General features: G+C 68.3%; 14 protein-coding genes. 9 read left to right on the top strand and 5 right to left on the bottom strand.

The window, feature by feature from the left end; genetic code table 11:
* The first annotated feature begins 1 nt into the window (after position 1).
* Both ACSQ3Y_RS25525 and ACSQ3Y_RS25520 read left to right on the top strand, forming a co-directional pair.
* Positions 2–2,134 carry a VC_2705 family sodium/solute symporter gene (locus ACSQ3Y_RS25525; RefSeq protein ID WP_436179283.1) on the top strand — a complete coding sequence of 711 codons (2,133 nt, stop codon included), beginning with the start codon at positions 2–4 and terminating at the stop codon, positions 2,132–2,134.
* Between the two features lie 204 nt (positions 2,135–2,338).
* Positions 2,339–2,884: a hypothetical protein gene (locus ACSQ3Y_RS25520; protein WP_436179282.1), complete on the top strand. Its 546-nt coding sequence runs from the start codon at positions 2,339–2,341 to the stop codon at positions 2,882–2,884.
* A 74-nt stretch (positions 2,885–2,958) separates the two neighbouring features.
* Here ACSQ3Y_RS25520 and ACSQ3Y_RS25515 read toward each other — a convergent pair whose 3' ends face one another.
* Together ACSQ3Y_RS25515 and ACSQ3Y_RS25510 are read right to left on the bottom strand one after the other, a co-directional pair.
* Entirely contained in the window at positions 2,959–3,318 is a 360-nt protein-coding gene (locus ACSQ3Y_RS25515; RefSeq protein ID WP_057202373.1) for an FKBP-type peptidyl-prolyl cis-trans isomerase, read from the bottom strand.
* A gap of 112 nt (positions 3,319–3,430) precedes the next feature.
* Positions 3,431–3,745, bottom strand: coding sequence for a winged helix-turn-helix transcriptional regulator (locus ACSQ3Y_RS25510; protein ID WP_007857697.1), 315 nt, complete (start codon positions 3,743–3,745; stop codon positions 3,431–3,433).
* 243 nt (positions 3,746–3,988) lie between these two features.
* On the opposite strand from ACSQ3Y_RS25510, the gene ACSQ3Y_RS25505 reads away from it, so the two are divergent.
* Positions 3,989–4,870, top strand: a complete 882-nt coding sequence (locus ACSQ3Y_RS25505) for a class I SAM-dependent methyltransferase (RefSeq protein ID WP_436179281.1) — start codon at positions 3,989–3,991, stop codon at positions 4,868–4,870.
* 82 nt (positions 4,871–4,952) lie between these two features.
* Positions 4,953–6,173 (top strand): CaiB/BaiF CoA transferase family protein, encoded by a 1,221-nt coding sequence (locus ACSQ3Y_RS25500; RefSeq protein ID WP_436179280.1) that lies wholly within the window; start codon positions 4,953–4,955, stop codon positions 6,171–6,173.
* 43 nt (positions 6,174–6,216) lie between these two features.
* Here the strand turns inward: ACSQ3Y_RS25500 and ACSQ3Y_RS25495 are convergent, their stop codons facing one another.
* The 3 genes from ACSQ3Y_RS25495 to ACSQ3Y_RS25485 form a co-directional block, all read right to left on the bottom strand.
* Positions 6,217–8,706, bottom strand: a complete 2,490-nt coding sequence (locus ACSQ3Y_RS25495) for a TonB-dependent siderophore receptor (RefSeq protein WP_436179279.1) — start codon at positions 8,704–8,706, stop codon at positions 6,217–6,219.
* 130 nt (positions 8,707–8,836) lie between these two features.
* Entirely contained in the window at positions 8,837–9,838 is a 1,002-nt protein-coding gene (locus ACSQ3Y_RS25490) for a FecR domain-containing protein (RefSeq protein ID WP_436179278.1), read from the bottom strand.
* Complete coding sequence (locus ACSQ3Y_RS25485; protein WP_436179277.1) at positions 9,835–10,335, bottom strand: sigma-70 family RNA polymerase sigma factor; 501 nt, start codon at positions 10,333–10,335, stop codon at positions 9,835–9,837. Before ACSQ3Y_RS25485 ends, ACSQ3Y_RS25490 begins: the two co-directional genes overlap by 4 nt.
* 230 nt (positions 10,336–10,565) lie before the next feature.
* Here ACSQ3Y_RS25485 and ACSQ3Y_RS25480 point away from each other — a divergent pair, with 230 nt between their 5' ends.
* Genes ACSQ3Y_RS25480 through ACSQ3Y_RS25460 form a run of 5 tightly spaced genes read left to right on the top strand, consistent with a single transcriptional unit; the run spans position 10,566 to position 15,086 of the window.
* A complete protein-coding gene (locus tag ACSQ3Y_RS25480; protein ID WP_436179276.1) occupies positions 10,566–11,198 on the top strand; it encodes a PepSY-associated TM helix domain-containing protein in 633 nt (210 codons plus the stop codon).
* Positions 11,199–11,215: 17 nt separating this feature from the next.
* Positions 11,216–11,746 (top strand): DUF2271 domain-containing protein, encoded by a 531-nt coding sequence (locus tag ACSQ3Y_RS25475; RefSeq protein WP_436179275.1) that lies wholly within the window; start codon positions 11,216–11,218, stop codon positions 11,744–11,746.
* Positions 11,747–11,775: 29 nt separating this feature from the next.
* The gene (locus ACSQ3Y_RS25470) at positions 11,776–12,576 is read left to right on the top strand and encodes a DUF4198 domain-containing protein (RefSeq protein ID WP_436179274.1); all 801 of its coding nucleotides are present in this window, start codon (positions 11,776–11,778) and stop codon (positions 12,574–12,576) included.
* A gap of 27 nt (positions 12,577–12,603) precedes the next feature.
* Positions 12,604–13,695, top strand: coding sequence for an FAD:protein FMN transferase (locus ACSQ3Y_RS25465; protein ID WP_436179273.1), 1,092 nt, complete (start codon positions 12,604–12,606; stop codon positions 13,693–13,695).
* A complete protein-coding gene (locus ACSQ3Y_RS25460) occupies positions 13,692–15,086 on the top strand; it encodes a sulfite reductase subunit alpha (RefSeq protein ID WP_436179272.1) in 1,395 nt (464 codons plus the stop codon). Before ACSQ3Y_RS25465 ends, ACSQ3Y_RS25460 begins: the two co-directional genes overlap by 4 nt.
* Positions 15,087–15,163 lie beyond the last annotated feature (77 nt).

Here is a 15,163-nt window from a genome sequence, read left to right as displayed (position 1 = left end):
CATGCGCAAGCAGGGCCCTGCAGGAGCGCCTTCCGGCAATGCGTCTGGGGCCGGCCCGAGCGCGGTGGAGAAAGCCTATTCCTGGCGCCTGCACCGCATCCTGGCGCTGTACATCGCCGGGGTGCTCGGTTTTCTGGCCCTCATGACCTGGGCCGAGCACCAGGGGCTGTCGCGCCACTGGATCGGGCCGATCTTCTTGTTCCTCACCGTCATGGTGTACGCCGGCATCGGCGTCTATGGCCGCACCTCGGACCCTGAGGAATACTACGTGGCGGGGCGGCGCATTCCGCCCATGTACAACGGCATGGCAGCGGCTGCCGACTGGATGAGCGCGGCCTCGTTCATCAGCCTGTCGGGGGCGCTGTACCTGCAGGGCTTTGCGGGCACGCCCGGTCAGCCCGGCGGGCTGGCCTACCTGCTGGGCTGGACGGGGGGCTTCTGCCTGGTGGCCATGCTGATCGCGCCGCACCTTCGGGCCATGGGCCTGTACACCGTGCCCGATTTCTTCCACGTGCGCTTTGGCGGGCGCTGGCCACGTGTGATCGCGGCGCTGGCCGCCGTGCTGTGCTCGTTCACCTACGTGGTGGCGCAGATCTACGGCGTGGGGCTGATCGCCTCGCGCCTGACGGGTGTGCAGTTCGAGATCGGCATCATGCTCGGCCTGGGCGGGGTGCTGCTGTGCTCGTTTCTGGGCGGCATGCGCGCCATCACCTGGACGCAGGTGGCGCAGTACGTGGTGCTGCTGCTGGCCTTTCTGATCCCCGTGTCCTGGCTGGCCTACAAGCAACTGGGCAGCCCGCTGGCGCCGCTGGTGTACGGTGCACAGATCACCAAGATCGCCGACCTGGAGGCGCAACTGCTGGACTCGCCCGCCGAGCAGCAGGTGGTGCAGATCTACCGCCAGCGTGCGCAGGAATTCGAGGAGCGCCTGAAGGACGTGGAAGCGGCCCTGGAGCGCGAGCGCGAAAAGGGCCGTGAGCGCATCCGCACGCTGCGCGCGCAGAACGCCGAAGTGGGCCTGATCGTGCTGGCCAGCCGTGACCTGGCGGCGCTGCCGCGCGACCCCGCTGCAGCACGCGAGCGCTGGACGCGCGAGATGCAGGAGAACATCGAGCGCGCCCGCCCCCTCGGGGGCCTGCCACAGCACAGCCAGGCCTTTGCGGGCGACCCCGACGGCACGCCCGAGGAGCAGCGCGAGTTCGACCTGAGCCGGCGCAACTTCATGGCACTGATGTTCTGCCTGATGGTGGGCACGGCCGGGCTGCCGCACCTGCTCACGCGCTACTACACCTCGCCCACGGTGTCGGGTGCGCGGGCCTCGGTGGGCTGGTCGCTGTTCTTCATCGCCCTGCTGTACCTGAGTGCGCCGGCGCTCGCGGTGCTGGTGAAGTTCGAGGTCATGCACAACCTGGTGGGCAGCAGCTTCGAGGCGCTGCCCAACTGGATGGCGCAGTGGGCGCGGGTGGATGGCTCGCTGCTGTCGATCGAGGACGTCAATGGCGACGGCATCGTGCAGTTCGGCGAGATCCGGCTCGGGGCCGACCTGATCATGCTTGCCACGCCTGAACTCGGTGGCCTGCCCTACGTGGTTTCGGGCCTGGTGGCGGCGGGCGGGCTGGCGGCGGCATTGTCCACGGCCGACGGGCTGCTGCTCACCATCAGCAATGCGCTGGTGCGCGACCTGTACTTCCAGGGCTCCGACCGCGAGGCCTCGCCCGAGCAGCGGGTGATCCTCACCAAGTTCGCACTGCTGGCGGTGGCCCTGTCGGCGGCCTTCGTGGCGGCGCTCAAGCCGGCCGAGATTTTGCCCATGGTGTCTGCCTCGTTCTCGCTGGCGGCATCGGCCTTCGTGCCGGTGATGGTGCTCGGGATCTTCTGGCGCGGCACCACACGCCAGGGGGCGGTGGCCGGCATGCTGGCGGGCCTGGGCGTGGCGGTGTACTACATGCTCTCGCATGTCGTGGCCGTGAAGACGCTGCTGCCGGCCTGGCTGCTGGCCGATGGGCTGTGGTTGGGCATCCAGCCCATCTCGGCCGGGGTGTTCGGCGTGCCCCTGGGATTGATGGTGGCGCTGGTGGTCAGCCGCATCACGCGGCCTGCGCCTGAGCTGCCGCGCGTTCGCATGGAGATGTAGCCACGCGCTTCGCTTGGCGGCCGTGGCCTGCGGGATGGGGCCCTGAGCCGCTCTAAATCGGTACAGGCCGAAGGGGCATGGAAAAACCCGACTTCTCAAGGCGCCGCAAACGTGACACCCTGTAAACCGGCTCCCACGGGAGGCGGTGGATTGGGCTGTGCGCAGTCCGCAGTGGGCTATTTCAAAAGATTTCGGGGGAGAGTCATGGTTTTGGTCAAAACGCAGGCGGGGCAGGAAGCGCTCAAGGACCGCCAGGGTGGTTTGACATCGCGGCAGCGCTCCGCCTTCATTCTGTTCGATGGCAAGCGCTCCACGGGAGAGGTGCTGGCGGCCACGGCGGCCATGGGCATCACGCAGGACGACGTGCAGGCCATGATCGCCCTGGGCCTGCTGGAGCCGCAGTCCAGCAGCGGCGCAGGCGCTGCCCTGGCTGCGGCTGCCGCCGCCAAGGGCACGGGACAGGCGGTGGCAGCTGCCAATGCCGTGACTTCGGCCTCGAGCACGTCGTACGAAGCCACGGTGGCCATGGAGGCCGTGAAGGGCAGCGGCCGCTCGGACCAGCAGCGCTACACGGATGCCTACCCGATTGCCACGGAACTCACGGCCGGCCTGGGGCTGCGGGGCTTTCGCCTGAACCTGGCGGTGGAGGGGGCTGGCAGCTTCTCCGACCTGGCCGCGCTGGCCCCCAAGATCCGTGAGGCGGTGGGGGATGCGAAGTTTGCGCGCTTCGACAAAGCGCTTTTTGACTGAGAGCAGTCACAACCGGCCATGAAAAAGCGGCCAGCAGGCCGCTTGGTCTTTCCGGTCGCCAGGAGGCGCTGGGCTCAGCGGCCGACCTTGAGCAGTTCCACGTCGAACTTGAGCGTGGCGTTCGGAGGGATCACGCCGCCAGCGCCGCGCGCGCCGTAGCCCAGGGCTGCGGGGATGATCAGCGTGCGCTGGCCGCCGATCTTCATGCCCTGCACGCCTTCGTCCCAGCCCTTGATGACCATGCCGGCACCCAGCGAGAACTCGAAGGGGTCGTTGCGGTCACGGCTGGAGTCGAACTTGGCGCCTTGTTCGCCGTTGTTGTAGAGCCAGCCGGTGTAGTGCACCGATACGTTCTGGCCCTTGGTGGCTTCTGCGCCTTCACCCACGGTGGTGTCTTCGTACTGCAGGCCGGATGCGGTGGTGGTGAACGCCATGAAAATCCTTGTTTGCTATGGAGTTGGTAGCGAGATGCCGTTGTATTGCAACGGAAAAACGCCGGTTGATGGGTGTTGGTGGAGGGCGCTGGCCCTGTAGAACGGCCTGATTTTACGCGGCAGGCTTCTTCACGCGGCTGGCCACCCAGCGCGTGGCAAAGGCCTGCACGTCGCTCAGGCGCTTGAGCAGGTCGGTGCCCGAGGGGGTGACGGTGTAGCCGTCGCTGCCGTGGTCGACCAGGCCGGCCTCACGCAGTTCCTTGATGCGGGTGTTGAGCGTGTTGGGGGTGATGCCGCCCACGCTGTCCTGCAGCAGGCGGAAGGTCTGGGGGTGTCCGTCACGCAGGGCCCACAGCACACGCAGCGCATAGCGGCATTCCAGCCGCTCGAACAGCTGGTTGATGGCGAAATTTTCCTTGGAGCTCATGCAAGCTTCTCCTCGCGCGGTGTGTATGGAAAACAGTGGCGGCCCGCCGGACACTGCCCGCAAGACGCTGTCAATATAGCTTGGAAACGATTTTGCTACAAGTTTAATAGCTCTGAACGCAGCACTGATATGCGCCAACCCCCTTAACCAAGGGTCTTTTTTGCGAAGTGTTGCGGTGCTGCCACGGCGGGGTGAAGCGGGTAGCATGCCGGCCATCGAGGCGCGCTGCCTTGCGAGGAATCCATGGAACACAAACACCTGCACGAGGCCAACCGGCTGTCCTGGAACGCCGCCACCCGTGCCCACAACCGCCACAAGGGCGACCAGGCCGCCTTTTTCCGGGCCGCAGGCTCGCCGCTGTTCCCGGAGGAAACCGCGCTGCTGGGCGACCTGCACGGCCAGTCCGTGCTGCACCTGCAGTGCAATGCCGGGCAAGACAGCCTGGGCATCGCCCAACTGGGCGCCCGGGTCACGGGTGTGGACATCTCGGACGAGGCCATTGCCTTTGCCCGGGCACTGTCCGATGCCAGCGGCATTGCAGCGGAGTTCGTGCGCTCGGATGTGTACGACTACTTCGATGGGCTGGCGGCTTCAGCAGGGCCGGGTGGGCTGTTCGACACCGTTTTCAGCTCCTACGGCACCATCTGCTGGCTGTCGGACCTGGCGCGCTGGGCACGCGGCATCAGGGCGGCGCTGCGACCGGGCGGGCGCTTTGTCTTCGTGGAATTCCACCCCGCCGCGCTGGTGTTCGATCCGCATTGGCGGGCCCGCTACGACTACTTCAACGAGGCACCGGTGCACGAGGCCGGCGTGGGCGATTACGTGGGCGAGACGCAGCAGGCGCGCGAAGGGCAGGAAGCAGCGGTGCCCGAGGTGTTTGCCAACCCCCACCCCAGCCACGAGTTCGCCTGGGGCCTTGGCCGCGTGGTGACGGCGCTGCTGGGCGCCGGCCTGCAGGTCGAGGCGCTGGAGGAGTACCCGTACCTGAATGGCTGGCGCGCCTTCGAGGGGATGCAGGATCTGGGCGGGCGGCGCTGGGGCATGCCGCCGGGCATTGCGCGCATGCCGCTGATGTATTCCATCGTCGCGCGCAAGGCCGTTGGCAGCGCAGTGCCGGCCTGCTGATGTCGGGATTGCCCGACTGCGGCAGTCCCTGTTCCCGACCCGGGGCCGCCGGCCCGGACTGGACCGTTTATCGTGCTGACCCATGAATGCTCTTTTGAACCCTTCTTCTGTCCCTGCCCGCGCGCTGCCCCTGGCCGGCCTGCGCGTGGTGGAATTCACCCACATGGTCATGGGCCCCACCTGCGGCATGGTGCTGGCCGACCTGGGGGCCGAGGTCATCAAGGTCGAGCCGGTGGATGGCGACCGCACGCGCCACCTGCTGGGCGCGGGGGCCGGCTTCTTCCCCATGTTCAACCGCAACAAGAAGAGCATTGCGCTGGACCTGCGCACGCCCGAAGGCCTGGAGGTGGCGATCCGCCTGGCTTCGTCGGCCGACGTGGTGGCGCAGAACTTCAAGCCCGGCGTGATGGCCAAGTACGGCCTGGACTATGCCGCGCTCTCGCGCCTGAACGAGCGCCTGGTCTATGTGAACCACGCGGGCTTCCTGCCCGGCCCGTACGAGCACCGCACCGCGCTCGACGAGGTGGTGCAGATGATGGGCGGCCTGGCCTACATGACGGGGCGCCCTGGCGACCCGCTGCGCGCGGGCACCAGCGTGAACGACATCATGGGCGGCATGTTCGGCGCCATCGGGGCCATGGCCGCGCTGATGCAGCGCGCGGCCACCGGGCGCGGGCAGGAGGTGGACTCGGCCCTGTTCGAGAACAATGTCTTCCTCGTCGGCCAGCACATGATGCAGTACGCGGTGACGGGCCAGCCCGCCGCGCCCATGCCCGACCGCATCTCCTCCTGGGCCGTGTACGACGTGTTCAGCGTGAAGGACGGCGGGCAGATCTTCCTGGCGGCCGTGAGCGATGCGCAGTGGGCCACCTTCTGCGACGCCATGGGCTATGCCGACCTCAAGGCCGATGCGGGCCTGGCCAGCAACAACGACCGCGTGCGCGCCCGTGGCACCCTGCTGCCCGACCTGCGCCAGCGCCTGGCGCAGCACACGGCCGAGGAGCTGTCGGCCATCTTCGAGCGGCATGGCCTGCCGTTCGCGCCCATCATGCGGCCCGAGCAGTTGTTCGATGACCCGCACCTGAATGCCACCGGCGGCCTGGCCGACATCACGCTGCCCGACGGCGAGCGTGCCGGCAGCACGGCGCGCGTGACGCTGCTGCCGCTGCGCATGGACGGCCAGCGTATGGCTGTGCGCACGGATCCGCCAAAGCTGGGCCAGCACACGGCAGAGCTGCTGGCCGGCCTGGGCTACACGCCCGCCCAGGTGCAGGCGCTGCACGCGGCGTCGGCGGTCGCGTAAGGCAAGGCCACTACCAGCCTGCGCTGTGGCGCTGGCCGCAGGCTCAGAAGCTGTAGCGCATGTTCAGATTGAAGCTGCGCGGCGCGCCCCAGGTGTAGTGCAGGCTGCCGAAGTTGGTGACGCCTGCGAAGTACTTCTTGTCCAGCAGGTTGTTGATGTTGGCGCCCACGCTCAGGTGGCGGTTCACCTGGTAGCGGGCCATCAGGTCCACCAGCCAGTAGGACGGCTGGGCCAGCGTGGCGGCGTCGTTGCGGGTGGAGGTTTCGCTCTGCCAGCGGGTGGCGGCGCCTACCGTCAGGCCCTGCAGTGCGCTGCCGCCCAGGCGGTAAGTGGTGCCCAGCTTGAACTGGTGCTTGGGGTGCTGGCTGGCGCTGGTCAGGCTGCTGCTTTGCGTGACGAAGCTGCCCTGGGCCTGCCAGCCTTTGGCGATCTCCCCGGATATCTCGATATCCCAGCCACGCCGCGTGGCGCCCGTCACGGCGCGGTAGGCCATGTCCCCCGAGGGGGTGCGCTGGCCAGTTTCCTCGGCCGTGTTGTCGGTCTTCATCCAGAAGTGGCTGATGGCGGCGTTCAGGCGCTTGTCGAAGAATTCGCCCTTGGCGCCGACCTCGTAGGTCACGCCTTTTTCGGGAGGCAGCGCGCGGCCCTGTTCGTCCTGGCCGCTCTGCGCCTCGAAGATGCTGGTGGTGCTTCCGTACAGCGAGACATTCGGGTGCACGTCGTAGACCAGGCCCGCATAGGGCGTGACCACGCCGTGCTCCTTGAGGTCGTAGTTCCACCAGAAGGGGGTGGTGTCCAGTTGCGCATAGTCGGTGATGCGCACGCCGGTGATCAGCTTGAGCGGATCGGCCAGGTGAAAGCGCCCGGCTGCATAGGCGTAGTGCTGCTTGCGCGAAAAGCGATTGGGCGCGTAGCTGTAGCGGCTCCAGTCGGGCGTCGGAATCTGTGCACCGCCGTCGGCATAGGCCATGCCCAGGCTGGCGAGCTGCGTGCGCACGCTGTTGCTGGTCTGCATCTCGCCCTGGTAGCGGGCCGTGCCGGCGCCCATCAGCAGCTCGTGCTTGCGGCCAAAGAGTTCGATGGGGCCCTTCACGTCCAGGTTCACCGTCCAGTTGCGGTTGTCGATGCCCTGGTAGGGTGCGGTGGCGACGCTGCTGCGGTCGTACAGGTAGCCGAGCAGCATGTCGTCCATCTGCACGCTCTGGTGCGAGAACTGCAGCTTGGTCGACCAGTCGCCGGCAAAGCGGTGCTCCACGCTGCCGAAAACATTGAGTGCATCCTGCTGGTAGCCGGCCCAGGGCGCGCCGGGGTTGAACGAGCGCGGCAGCCAGGCCACGGTGTCGCCGGTGCTGGTGTAGCGCTGGATGGGCTGGGTGCTGCCCATGCCGCGCAGCTCGCGCCGGCGCCAGGTGAAGCCGCCGTTGACCGAGGTCTGCGGCGCGATGTCCGCCTCCAGCGCGCCGAACAGCATCTGGCTATTGCTCTTTTCGTGGTCGCGGAACGAATCGGCATCCGACACCGAAGCCACGATGCGCCCCCGCAGGCTGCCGCTGGCGTTGAGCGGGCCGCCCACGTCCACGTCGCTGCGCAGGGTGTTCCCGCTGCCGGCGCTGGCGCCCACATGGGCCTGGAATTCGGAGGTGGGGCGCTTGCGCACCAGGTTGACGGTGGCGCCCGCGCTGCCATAGCCGTTGACCAGGCCCGAGGAGCCCTTGAGCACCTCGATGCGGTCGATCTCGGCCATGTCGTCCGGCGCGTACATGGTGCTGGTGAAGTAGTACCAGCCGCTGGTGAGCTGGCGCACGCCATCGGTCTGCAGGTTGACGCTGGAGCCGCGCGCCTGGAAGTCGGTGGCATTGCCCTGGCGGTAGGTGCTGATGCCGGGCGTCTGCTCCATCACGTCGGTCAGCGTCTCGAGCTTGAAGTCGTCCATGCGCTGGCGCGTCATCACGCTGACGGACTGCGGTGTTTCGCGCAGCGAGAGGGCCAGGCCCGTGGCCGTGCCGCTCGGGCCGCGTGCGGTGTAGCTGCCCGTGCCCTCGGTGGTGGCATCGTTGCGCGGTGCCTCGGCCGTCACGCGCACTTCGGACAGGGTGACGCTGCCGGCGGGTGCCGCTGCGCCGGGCGGTTGGGTGGGGGTTGGGGCGCGGCGCAGGGTGTAGGTGCCGTTGTCGGCCACCACGGCAGACAGGCCGGTGCCCACCAGCAGGGCGGCCAGCGCTTGCGGCGCGGTGTGGCTGCCCTGCAGGCCCGGGCTGCTGCGGCCGTGGACCAGGTCCGGCGTGTAGGCCAGCAGCACGCCCGATGCCTTGGCGAAGGATGTCAACGCGGGCTCCAGCGGGCCGGCGGGGATGCTGTAGCTGGCGCTGCGGCTGGCCTGCGCCGTCTGCTGCGCCTGTGCGTGGGCGGGCAGGGCTACAGCGGCGAACCATGCGCCGGCCAGCGTGGCCGCCAGCACGGCGGTGGGGCGCAGGGTGAAGAGGGGCTGGGAAGAAGGCGTACGGGCAGCAGCGTGCCGGGGTGCGGTGGGCATGGTGGTCGGATGGAAGGTGGAAGGAGTGGAATGCGCTATTCCCTTCCTTGTCACGCGAAGGCGCAAAAGGTACAGACCGGGCGCGAAATAGTTCTCACAGGCCGGCACGCCTGCCGCTGCGCACCGGCGCTCAGGCCGAAGGGCCTATGCGCACCCAGTAGCGCACCGGCACCCGCACCTCCACCGGCAGCACCTGGGCCAGCGATTGCAGGATGCGGTCCGTGTCCGCCAGCGGAAACACGCCCGACAGGCGCAGGTGCGCCACCTCGGGTGCCAGGCTGATCACGCCGCTGCGGTAGCGCCGCAGCTCGGCCACGAAGTCCGCCAGGCGCATGTCGGAGGCCACCAGAACGCCTTCGGCCCAGGCGGGTGGCTCGGCCTCACTGGCACCGGGGGCGGTGGCCGCAGTCGGCGTGAGCCGGGCCGACTGGCCCGCATCGACGCGCACGGTGGCATCCGGCTTGTCCAGCGGGCTCAATTCCACGGCACCGTCGTACACGGCGACCTCGCTGGCGATGCCATCGTGCCGGACCGTGAAACGGGTGCCCAGGGCACGGATGCGTCCGGCCGGCGTGTCCACCACGAAGGGGCGCGGCGGCGTGGCCGCATCATCGGGTGCGGTGGTGATGAGCACCTCGCCCTCGCGCAGGTGCAGGCGGCGCAGGCCAGCGGTGTAGCGCACGTCGAGCGCGCTGCTGGTGTTGAGCACGATGCGCGTACCGTCCGGCAGGGTGGTGCTGCGTTGCTCGCCCCGGGCGGTGCGCAGGTCGGCGCCCCAGCCGCGCCAGGGCAGTTGCTCGTAGCCCAACCACGCAGCCACGCCCCCAACGGCCAGGCCGCCGATGCCACGCAGCGCATGGCGCCGGCGGGGTGATGGCGGTCCGGCCAGCGTGGTCACGGCGGTGGCGGCCGTGACCATGCCGGCCGTGCGCCCGCGCAGGCGTGTGTCGGTGGCCTCGATCTGTTGCCAGGCCTGCTCGTGCTGCGGGTGGGCGGCGCGCCAGCGTTGCCAGTCGGCCCGGCTCTCGGCGGTGGCCGTGCCGGACCACAGGTGCACCAGCCACTCAACCGCGGCATCCACCACAGGCGCGGGCAGGGCCGTGCCGGGGTGCGCAGGCAGGTGGGCGCTCATGCGCCTGCCCCTGGAAAGTAGCAGTGCCGTATGGCGCGCGCCATGTACTGCTTGACCGAGCTGAGCGAGACCCCCATGCGCTCGGCGATCTCGGCATAGGGCATGCCGTCGAGCTGTGCCCAGAGGAAGGCGGTGCGCACCTTGGGCGGCAGGCCGTCCAAGATGGCGTCGATCTCCAGCAGTGTCTCGAGCACGATGGCGCGTTCTTCGGGTGAGGGCGCCAGCGGCTGGGGCATGTGGGCCAGCGTCTCGAGGTAGGCGCGCTCGATCTCGCGGTGGCGCAGGTGGTTGGCCACCACGCGCTTGGCCACGGTGGTCAGGAAGGCGCGCGGCTCGCGGATGTCGGCCAGCACGGTGCGCGATTCGATCACGCGCAGGTAGGTGTCCTGGGCAAAGTCGGCCGCATCCCCCGCATGGCCCAGCCGCCGCTGCAGCCAACTGCGCAGCCAGCCATGGTGCTGTACGTAGAGATCGGTCAGCGCGTGCGGGAAGGACATGGAGTGGTGGAAGGTACGCGGTGCGGTGCTGTTGAAAACCTGGGAATGATAACCATTCTTGTTGATTGAGTGCCTGCAAGCCTTGTGTGTCATGCTGCAAGCCATCTCCTTGCACCAGGCAAGGTAAAGATTTTGCAAATGCAAATGGTTGTCATTCTCTGAAACTAGAATACGGGCTTCGCACTCGGCGCACCGCCTGACAAGGCTCCATCGCGCGCACCCCTCCAGGAATGAACAAACCACAGGACAACCGGCGCCGGTCTTACTGGCTCAAGACGCTGCACGAATGGCATTGGGTCAGCTCGGCCATGTGCCTGATCGGCATGCTGCTGTTTGCCGTCACGGGCTTCACGCTCAACCATGCCGGGCAGATCGAGTCCAAACCCAAGGTGGTGAGCCAGCGGGCCCCCGTACCCGATGCACTGCTGACCACGCTCAAGGCCTTGCCTGCGCCGCCGAAAGACCGTGCCCCACTGCCCGAGGCCTTGCAGGCCTGGGCGCGCACGCAGTGGTCGCTGGACATGGCTGGCCGCGAGGCCGAGTGGTCGGCCGATGAAATCTATGTCTCGCTGCCGCGCCCCGGCGGCGATGCCTGGCTGCGCGTGAACCTGGCCGACGGCGAGGCCGAGTACGAGCGCACCGACCGCGGCTGGATCTCCTACCTCAACGACCTGCACAAGGGCCGCAACACGGGGGCCGCCTGGAGCTGGTTCATCGACATCTTCGCTGCCGCCTGCCTGGTGTTCACCGTCACCGGCCTGTTCATCCTGAAGATGCACGCGGGCAACCGCCCCTTCACCTGGCCCATGGTGGGCATGGGGCTGGTGATCCCGGTGGTGTTGGCGCTCCTGTTTATCCACTGAACCGAAAGAAGAAAAGAATGCCTGTGACAAAGCATTTGCACCTGCGCTACAGCATCGCGCTGGGCGCATGCCTGGGCGCCCCGGCGTTTGCAGCTGGCCTGGGCGTGGGCGTGGAGATCCCGCGCCTGGACGTGGCCGAGTACCACCGCCCCTACGTGGCGATGTGGGTCGAGCGTGCCGACAACTCGGTGGCATCGACCCTGGCCGTCTGGTACGACGTGAAGATGAAGAACGAAGAGGGCGCCAAGTGGCTCAAGGACCTGCGCCAGTGGTGGCGCCGCACGGGCCGTGAGCTCACGGTTCCCATCGATGGCGTGACCGGCCCCACGCGCCCCGTCGGCAAGCACCAGGTGGCTTTCAACGAAGGCACCAAGCAACTGGCCACGCTGCCCGCCGGCAGCTACAAGCTGGTGGTCGAGGCCTCGCGCGAGGTCGGCGGCCGTGAGCTGGTGACGATTCCCTTCACCTGGCCTGCCGCCAAGGCCCAGCAGCTCAGTGCCAAGGGCAGCAGCGAGCTCGGTGAGGTCACCCTCGACCTCAGGCCCTGAACCCTTTGACGAATACCCGGAGTACCTTCATGCAATTCAAGACCCGTATCGCCACCTGCATCGCCCTGCTGTGCGGTGCCTTCTCGGCCCAGGCCCACAACGTGTGGCTGCTGCCATCGACCACCGTGCTCTCCAAGGCCGAGTGGATCACGGTGGATGCCGCCGTCTCCAACGACCTGTTCTTCTTCAACCACTTCCCGCTGGGCCTGGACAACCTCGTGGTGGTGGCCCCCGATGGCTCGGCCGTCAAGCCTGAAAACTCGCACCGCGGCAAGCTGCGCAGCGTGTTCGACCTGAACCTTACACAGACCGGCACCTACCACCTGGCCGTGGTCAGCAGCGGCCTGAACGCGAGCTACAAGGACAAGGCCGGCCAGAACAAGCGCTGGCGCGGCACGGCCGAGAAGTTCGCGGCCGAAGTGCCTGCCGACGCGCAGGAGCTGAAGGTGACGCAGTCGGCCGGCCGCATCGAGACCTTCGTGACGGTGGGCAAGCCCAGCGCCATCAAGCCCACAGGCCAGGGGCTGGAGCTGGTGCCCGTGACGCACCCCAACGACCTCGTGAAGGGTGAGAAGGCCACGTTTGCCTTCCACGTGGACGGCAAGCCCGCCGCCAACATCGAAGTGGTGCTGATCGCCGGTTCCACCCGCTATCGCGACAAGATCGGTGAGATCAAGGCCACCACCGATGCCAAGGGCGAGTTCAGCGTGACTTGGCCTGCCGCCGGCATGTACTGGGTGGATGCCGATGCCAAGGACGAGAAGACCTCGCTGCCCCAGGCCAAGGAGCGTCGTCTCTCGTACGTGGGCACGCTCGAAGTTTTGCCTTGATCTGTTGCAGCTGAGGTTTCGGCGCGCATGAGCATCCAGGTGCAGTACGGGCAGGGGTTCGGGCGCGCAGCCCTTGCTGCGGCGCCTCTTCCTGCCCTGGCATCGTTCGACGGGGCTGCCCATGCCGCCCCGCATGTGCCTGTGCGCGCTGCCGATCCCGCTGTCTTGCAGACCCTGGTCGGCGAGGCCATGGGCACCACCTGGTCGGTGCGGCTGTGCAATCCGCAGTTCGTGCCGCTGGCACCCGTGCGCGCCGCCATCGAAGAGGCGCTGGCCCTGGTCGTGCGCCAGATGAGCAATTGGGAATCCGAATCGGAGGTCTCCCGCTTCAACCGCGCGCCCGCGGGCAGCTGGCATGCGCTGTCGCCCGAGTTCTTCACCGTGCTGCAGGCTGCGCAGCATTGGGCGCTGGCCAGTGGCGGTGCGTTCGATGTGGGCGTGGGGCAACTGGTGGGCCGCTGGGGTTTCGGCCCCCGGCACGACCCGCAGGCCGACCACATGGCTCCCGCCACGATGCCCTCGGCGCAGGAGCTGCAGGCCCTGCGTCCGCACAGTGTGGGCGCAGGCCTGGTGCTGCGCGACGAGGGGCAGCAGGCGCTGCAGCCCGGGGGCCTGCAGCTGGATCTGTCGGGCATTGCCAAGGGCTATTCGGTGGACCTGGTCGTGCAGGTTTTGCAGGCGCAGGGCTGGGTGGATTTTTTGGCCGAGGTCGGTGGCGAGCTGCGCGCCAGCGGCACACGCCCCGGCGGCCAGCCCTGGCGCGTGGCCGTGGCAGGCGACGCGGGCTCGGCCCGGGTACTGCCTCTCCAGGGCATGGCCATCGCTACATCGGGCGACCACTGGCATGCCTTTGACCACGGGGGCCGGCGCTACTCGCACACCATCGACCCGCGCACTGGCGAGCCCGTGGTGCATGCGCTGGCCAGTGTGACGGTGCTGCACCAGGAATGCATGCATGCCGATGCCCTGGCCACGGTGCTCACCGTGCTGGGGCCGGTGCAGGGCCTGGCCTTTGCTGCGCAGCAAGGGGTGGCTGCGTTGCTGTGTGAGCGCACGGCGCAAGGTCCGGTGTGGACAGCGAGCCCGGCGTTTGCTGCGCACTTCCCCGAATTTTCATGAACGTTTCCGACCCCGCCGTGCGGCTGGCCGCTGCCGCCGCTTTGGTGCTGCTGTACGCCGCCCTTTGCGCCGCCATCTGGCTGCGCGAGCGGCGCAAACACCAGGCGCAGGCCGCACAGGCCCTGGCCTTGGCATCGGCGCGCGAGGGGGTGCAGCCGCTGCTGGTGGTGTATGCCAGCCAGACCGGCCAGGCCGAAGAACTGGCGCGCGAGACGGCGCGCCTGCTGCACACTGCGGGTGAGCCTGTGCACCTGTGCGCGCTCGACAAGCTCGATGCGGCCTTGCTCGCGCGCAGCCGGCGTGCCCTGTTCCTGGCCAGCACCTACGGCGAGGGTGATGCGCCCGACAATGCCGCGGCCTTCCAGGAGGCGTGCATGGGGGCGAGCAAAGGCGGTGCGCCGGACCTGTCGCAACTGCAGTATGGCCTGCTGGCGCTGGGCGACCGCCAGTACGCCCACTTCTGCGGCTTTGGCCGCCAGCTCGACGCATGGCTGCGCGCGTGCGGCGCCACGCCGTTGTTCGAGCGCGTGGAGATGGACAACGGCGCGCCGGCCGCCCTCACGGCCTGGCAGCACCAACTGGCGCAGGTGTCGAGCCTGAGCGAGCTGCCCGCCTGGGAGGCGCCCGCATTCGGCCAATGGACCCTGGCCGCGCGCAGCCACCTGAACCCCGGCAGCGAGGGGGCTCCCGTGCACCTGGTGGAGCTGGCACCGCCCGCTGGCGCGGCGGCTGCATGGGAGTCGGGCGACCTGGTGCAGGTGTGCGTGCCCGGCGACCTGGAGCACCCGCGGGAGTATTCGATCGCCTCGCTCGCCAGCGATGGCCTTGTGCACCTTGTGGTGCGCCAGGCCACGCGCGAGGATGGCACGCCGGGCCTGGCATCGCATTGGCTGACCGAGGGCGCGCAAGTGGGCGCAGCGGTGCCAATGCGCCTGCGCGCGCACCGCAATTTCCGGCTCGAAGACAACGCTGCACGCCCGCTGATCCTGGTGGGCAATGGCTCGGGAATAGCCGGCCTGCGCAGCCACCTGCGGTCCCGGGCGCAGGCCGGTGTCGGGCCCAACTGGCTGCTGTTCGGCGAGCGCAACGCTGCGCACGATTTCCTCTTTCGCGACGAGCTCATGGCCTGGCAGGCCAGTGGGGTTCTCACACGGCTTGACCTGGCCTTCTCGCGCGACGACCCGGCCCACAAGGTCTATGTGCAGGACCTGCTGCAGGCGCATGCCGCCAGCGTGCGTGCCTGGGTCGAGGAGCAAGGCGCGGCCATCTACGTGTGCGGCAGCCTGCAGGGCATGGCGCAGGGGGTGGACATGGCGCTCACCGGCCTGCTGGGCCCTGCGCCCATGGCCGAGCTGGTGCGCAGCGGGCGCTACCGGCGCGATGTGTACTGAGGGCGGCGCATGCGTGCGTATATACGCGTTGCAGCGGGTGTCTGCGAAACCATCCAACACGAATGGTAATGACAATG

Source organism: Acidovorax sp. LjRoot66 (genome assembly GCF_964253305.1).
Taxonomy (GTDB): Bacteria; Pseudomonadota; Gammaproteobacteria; order Burkholderiales; family Burkholderiaceae_C; genus Acidovorax.
This window is presented reverse-complemented; position numbering and strand designations above follow the sequence as displayed.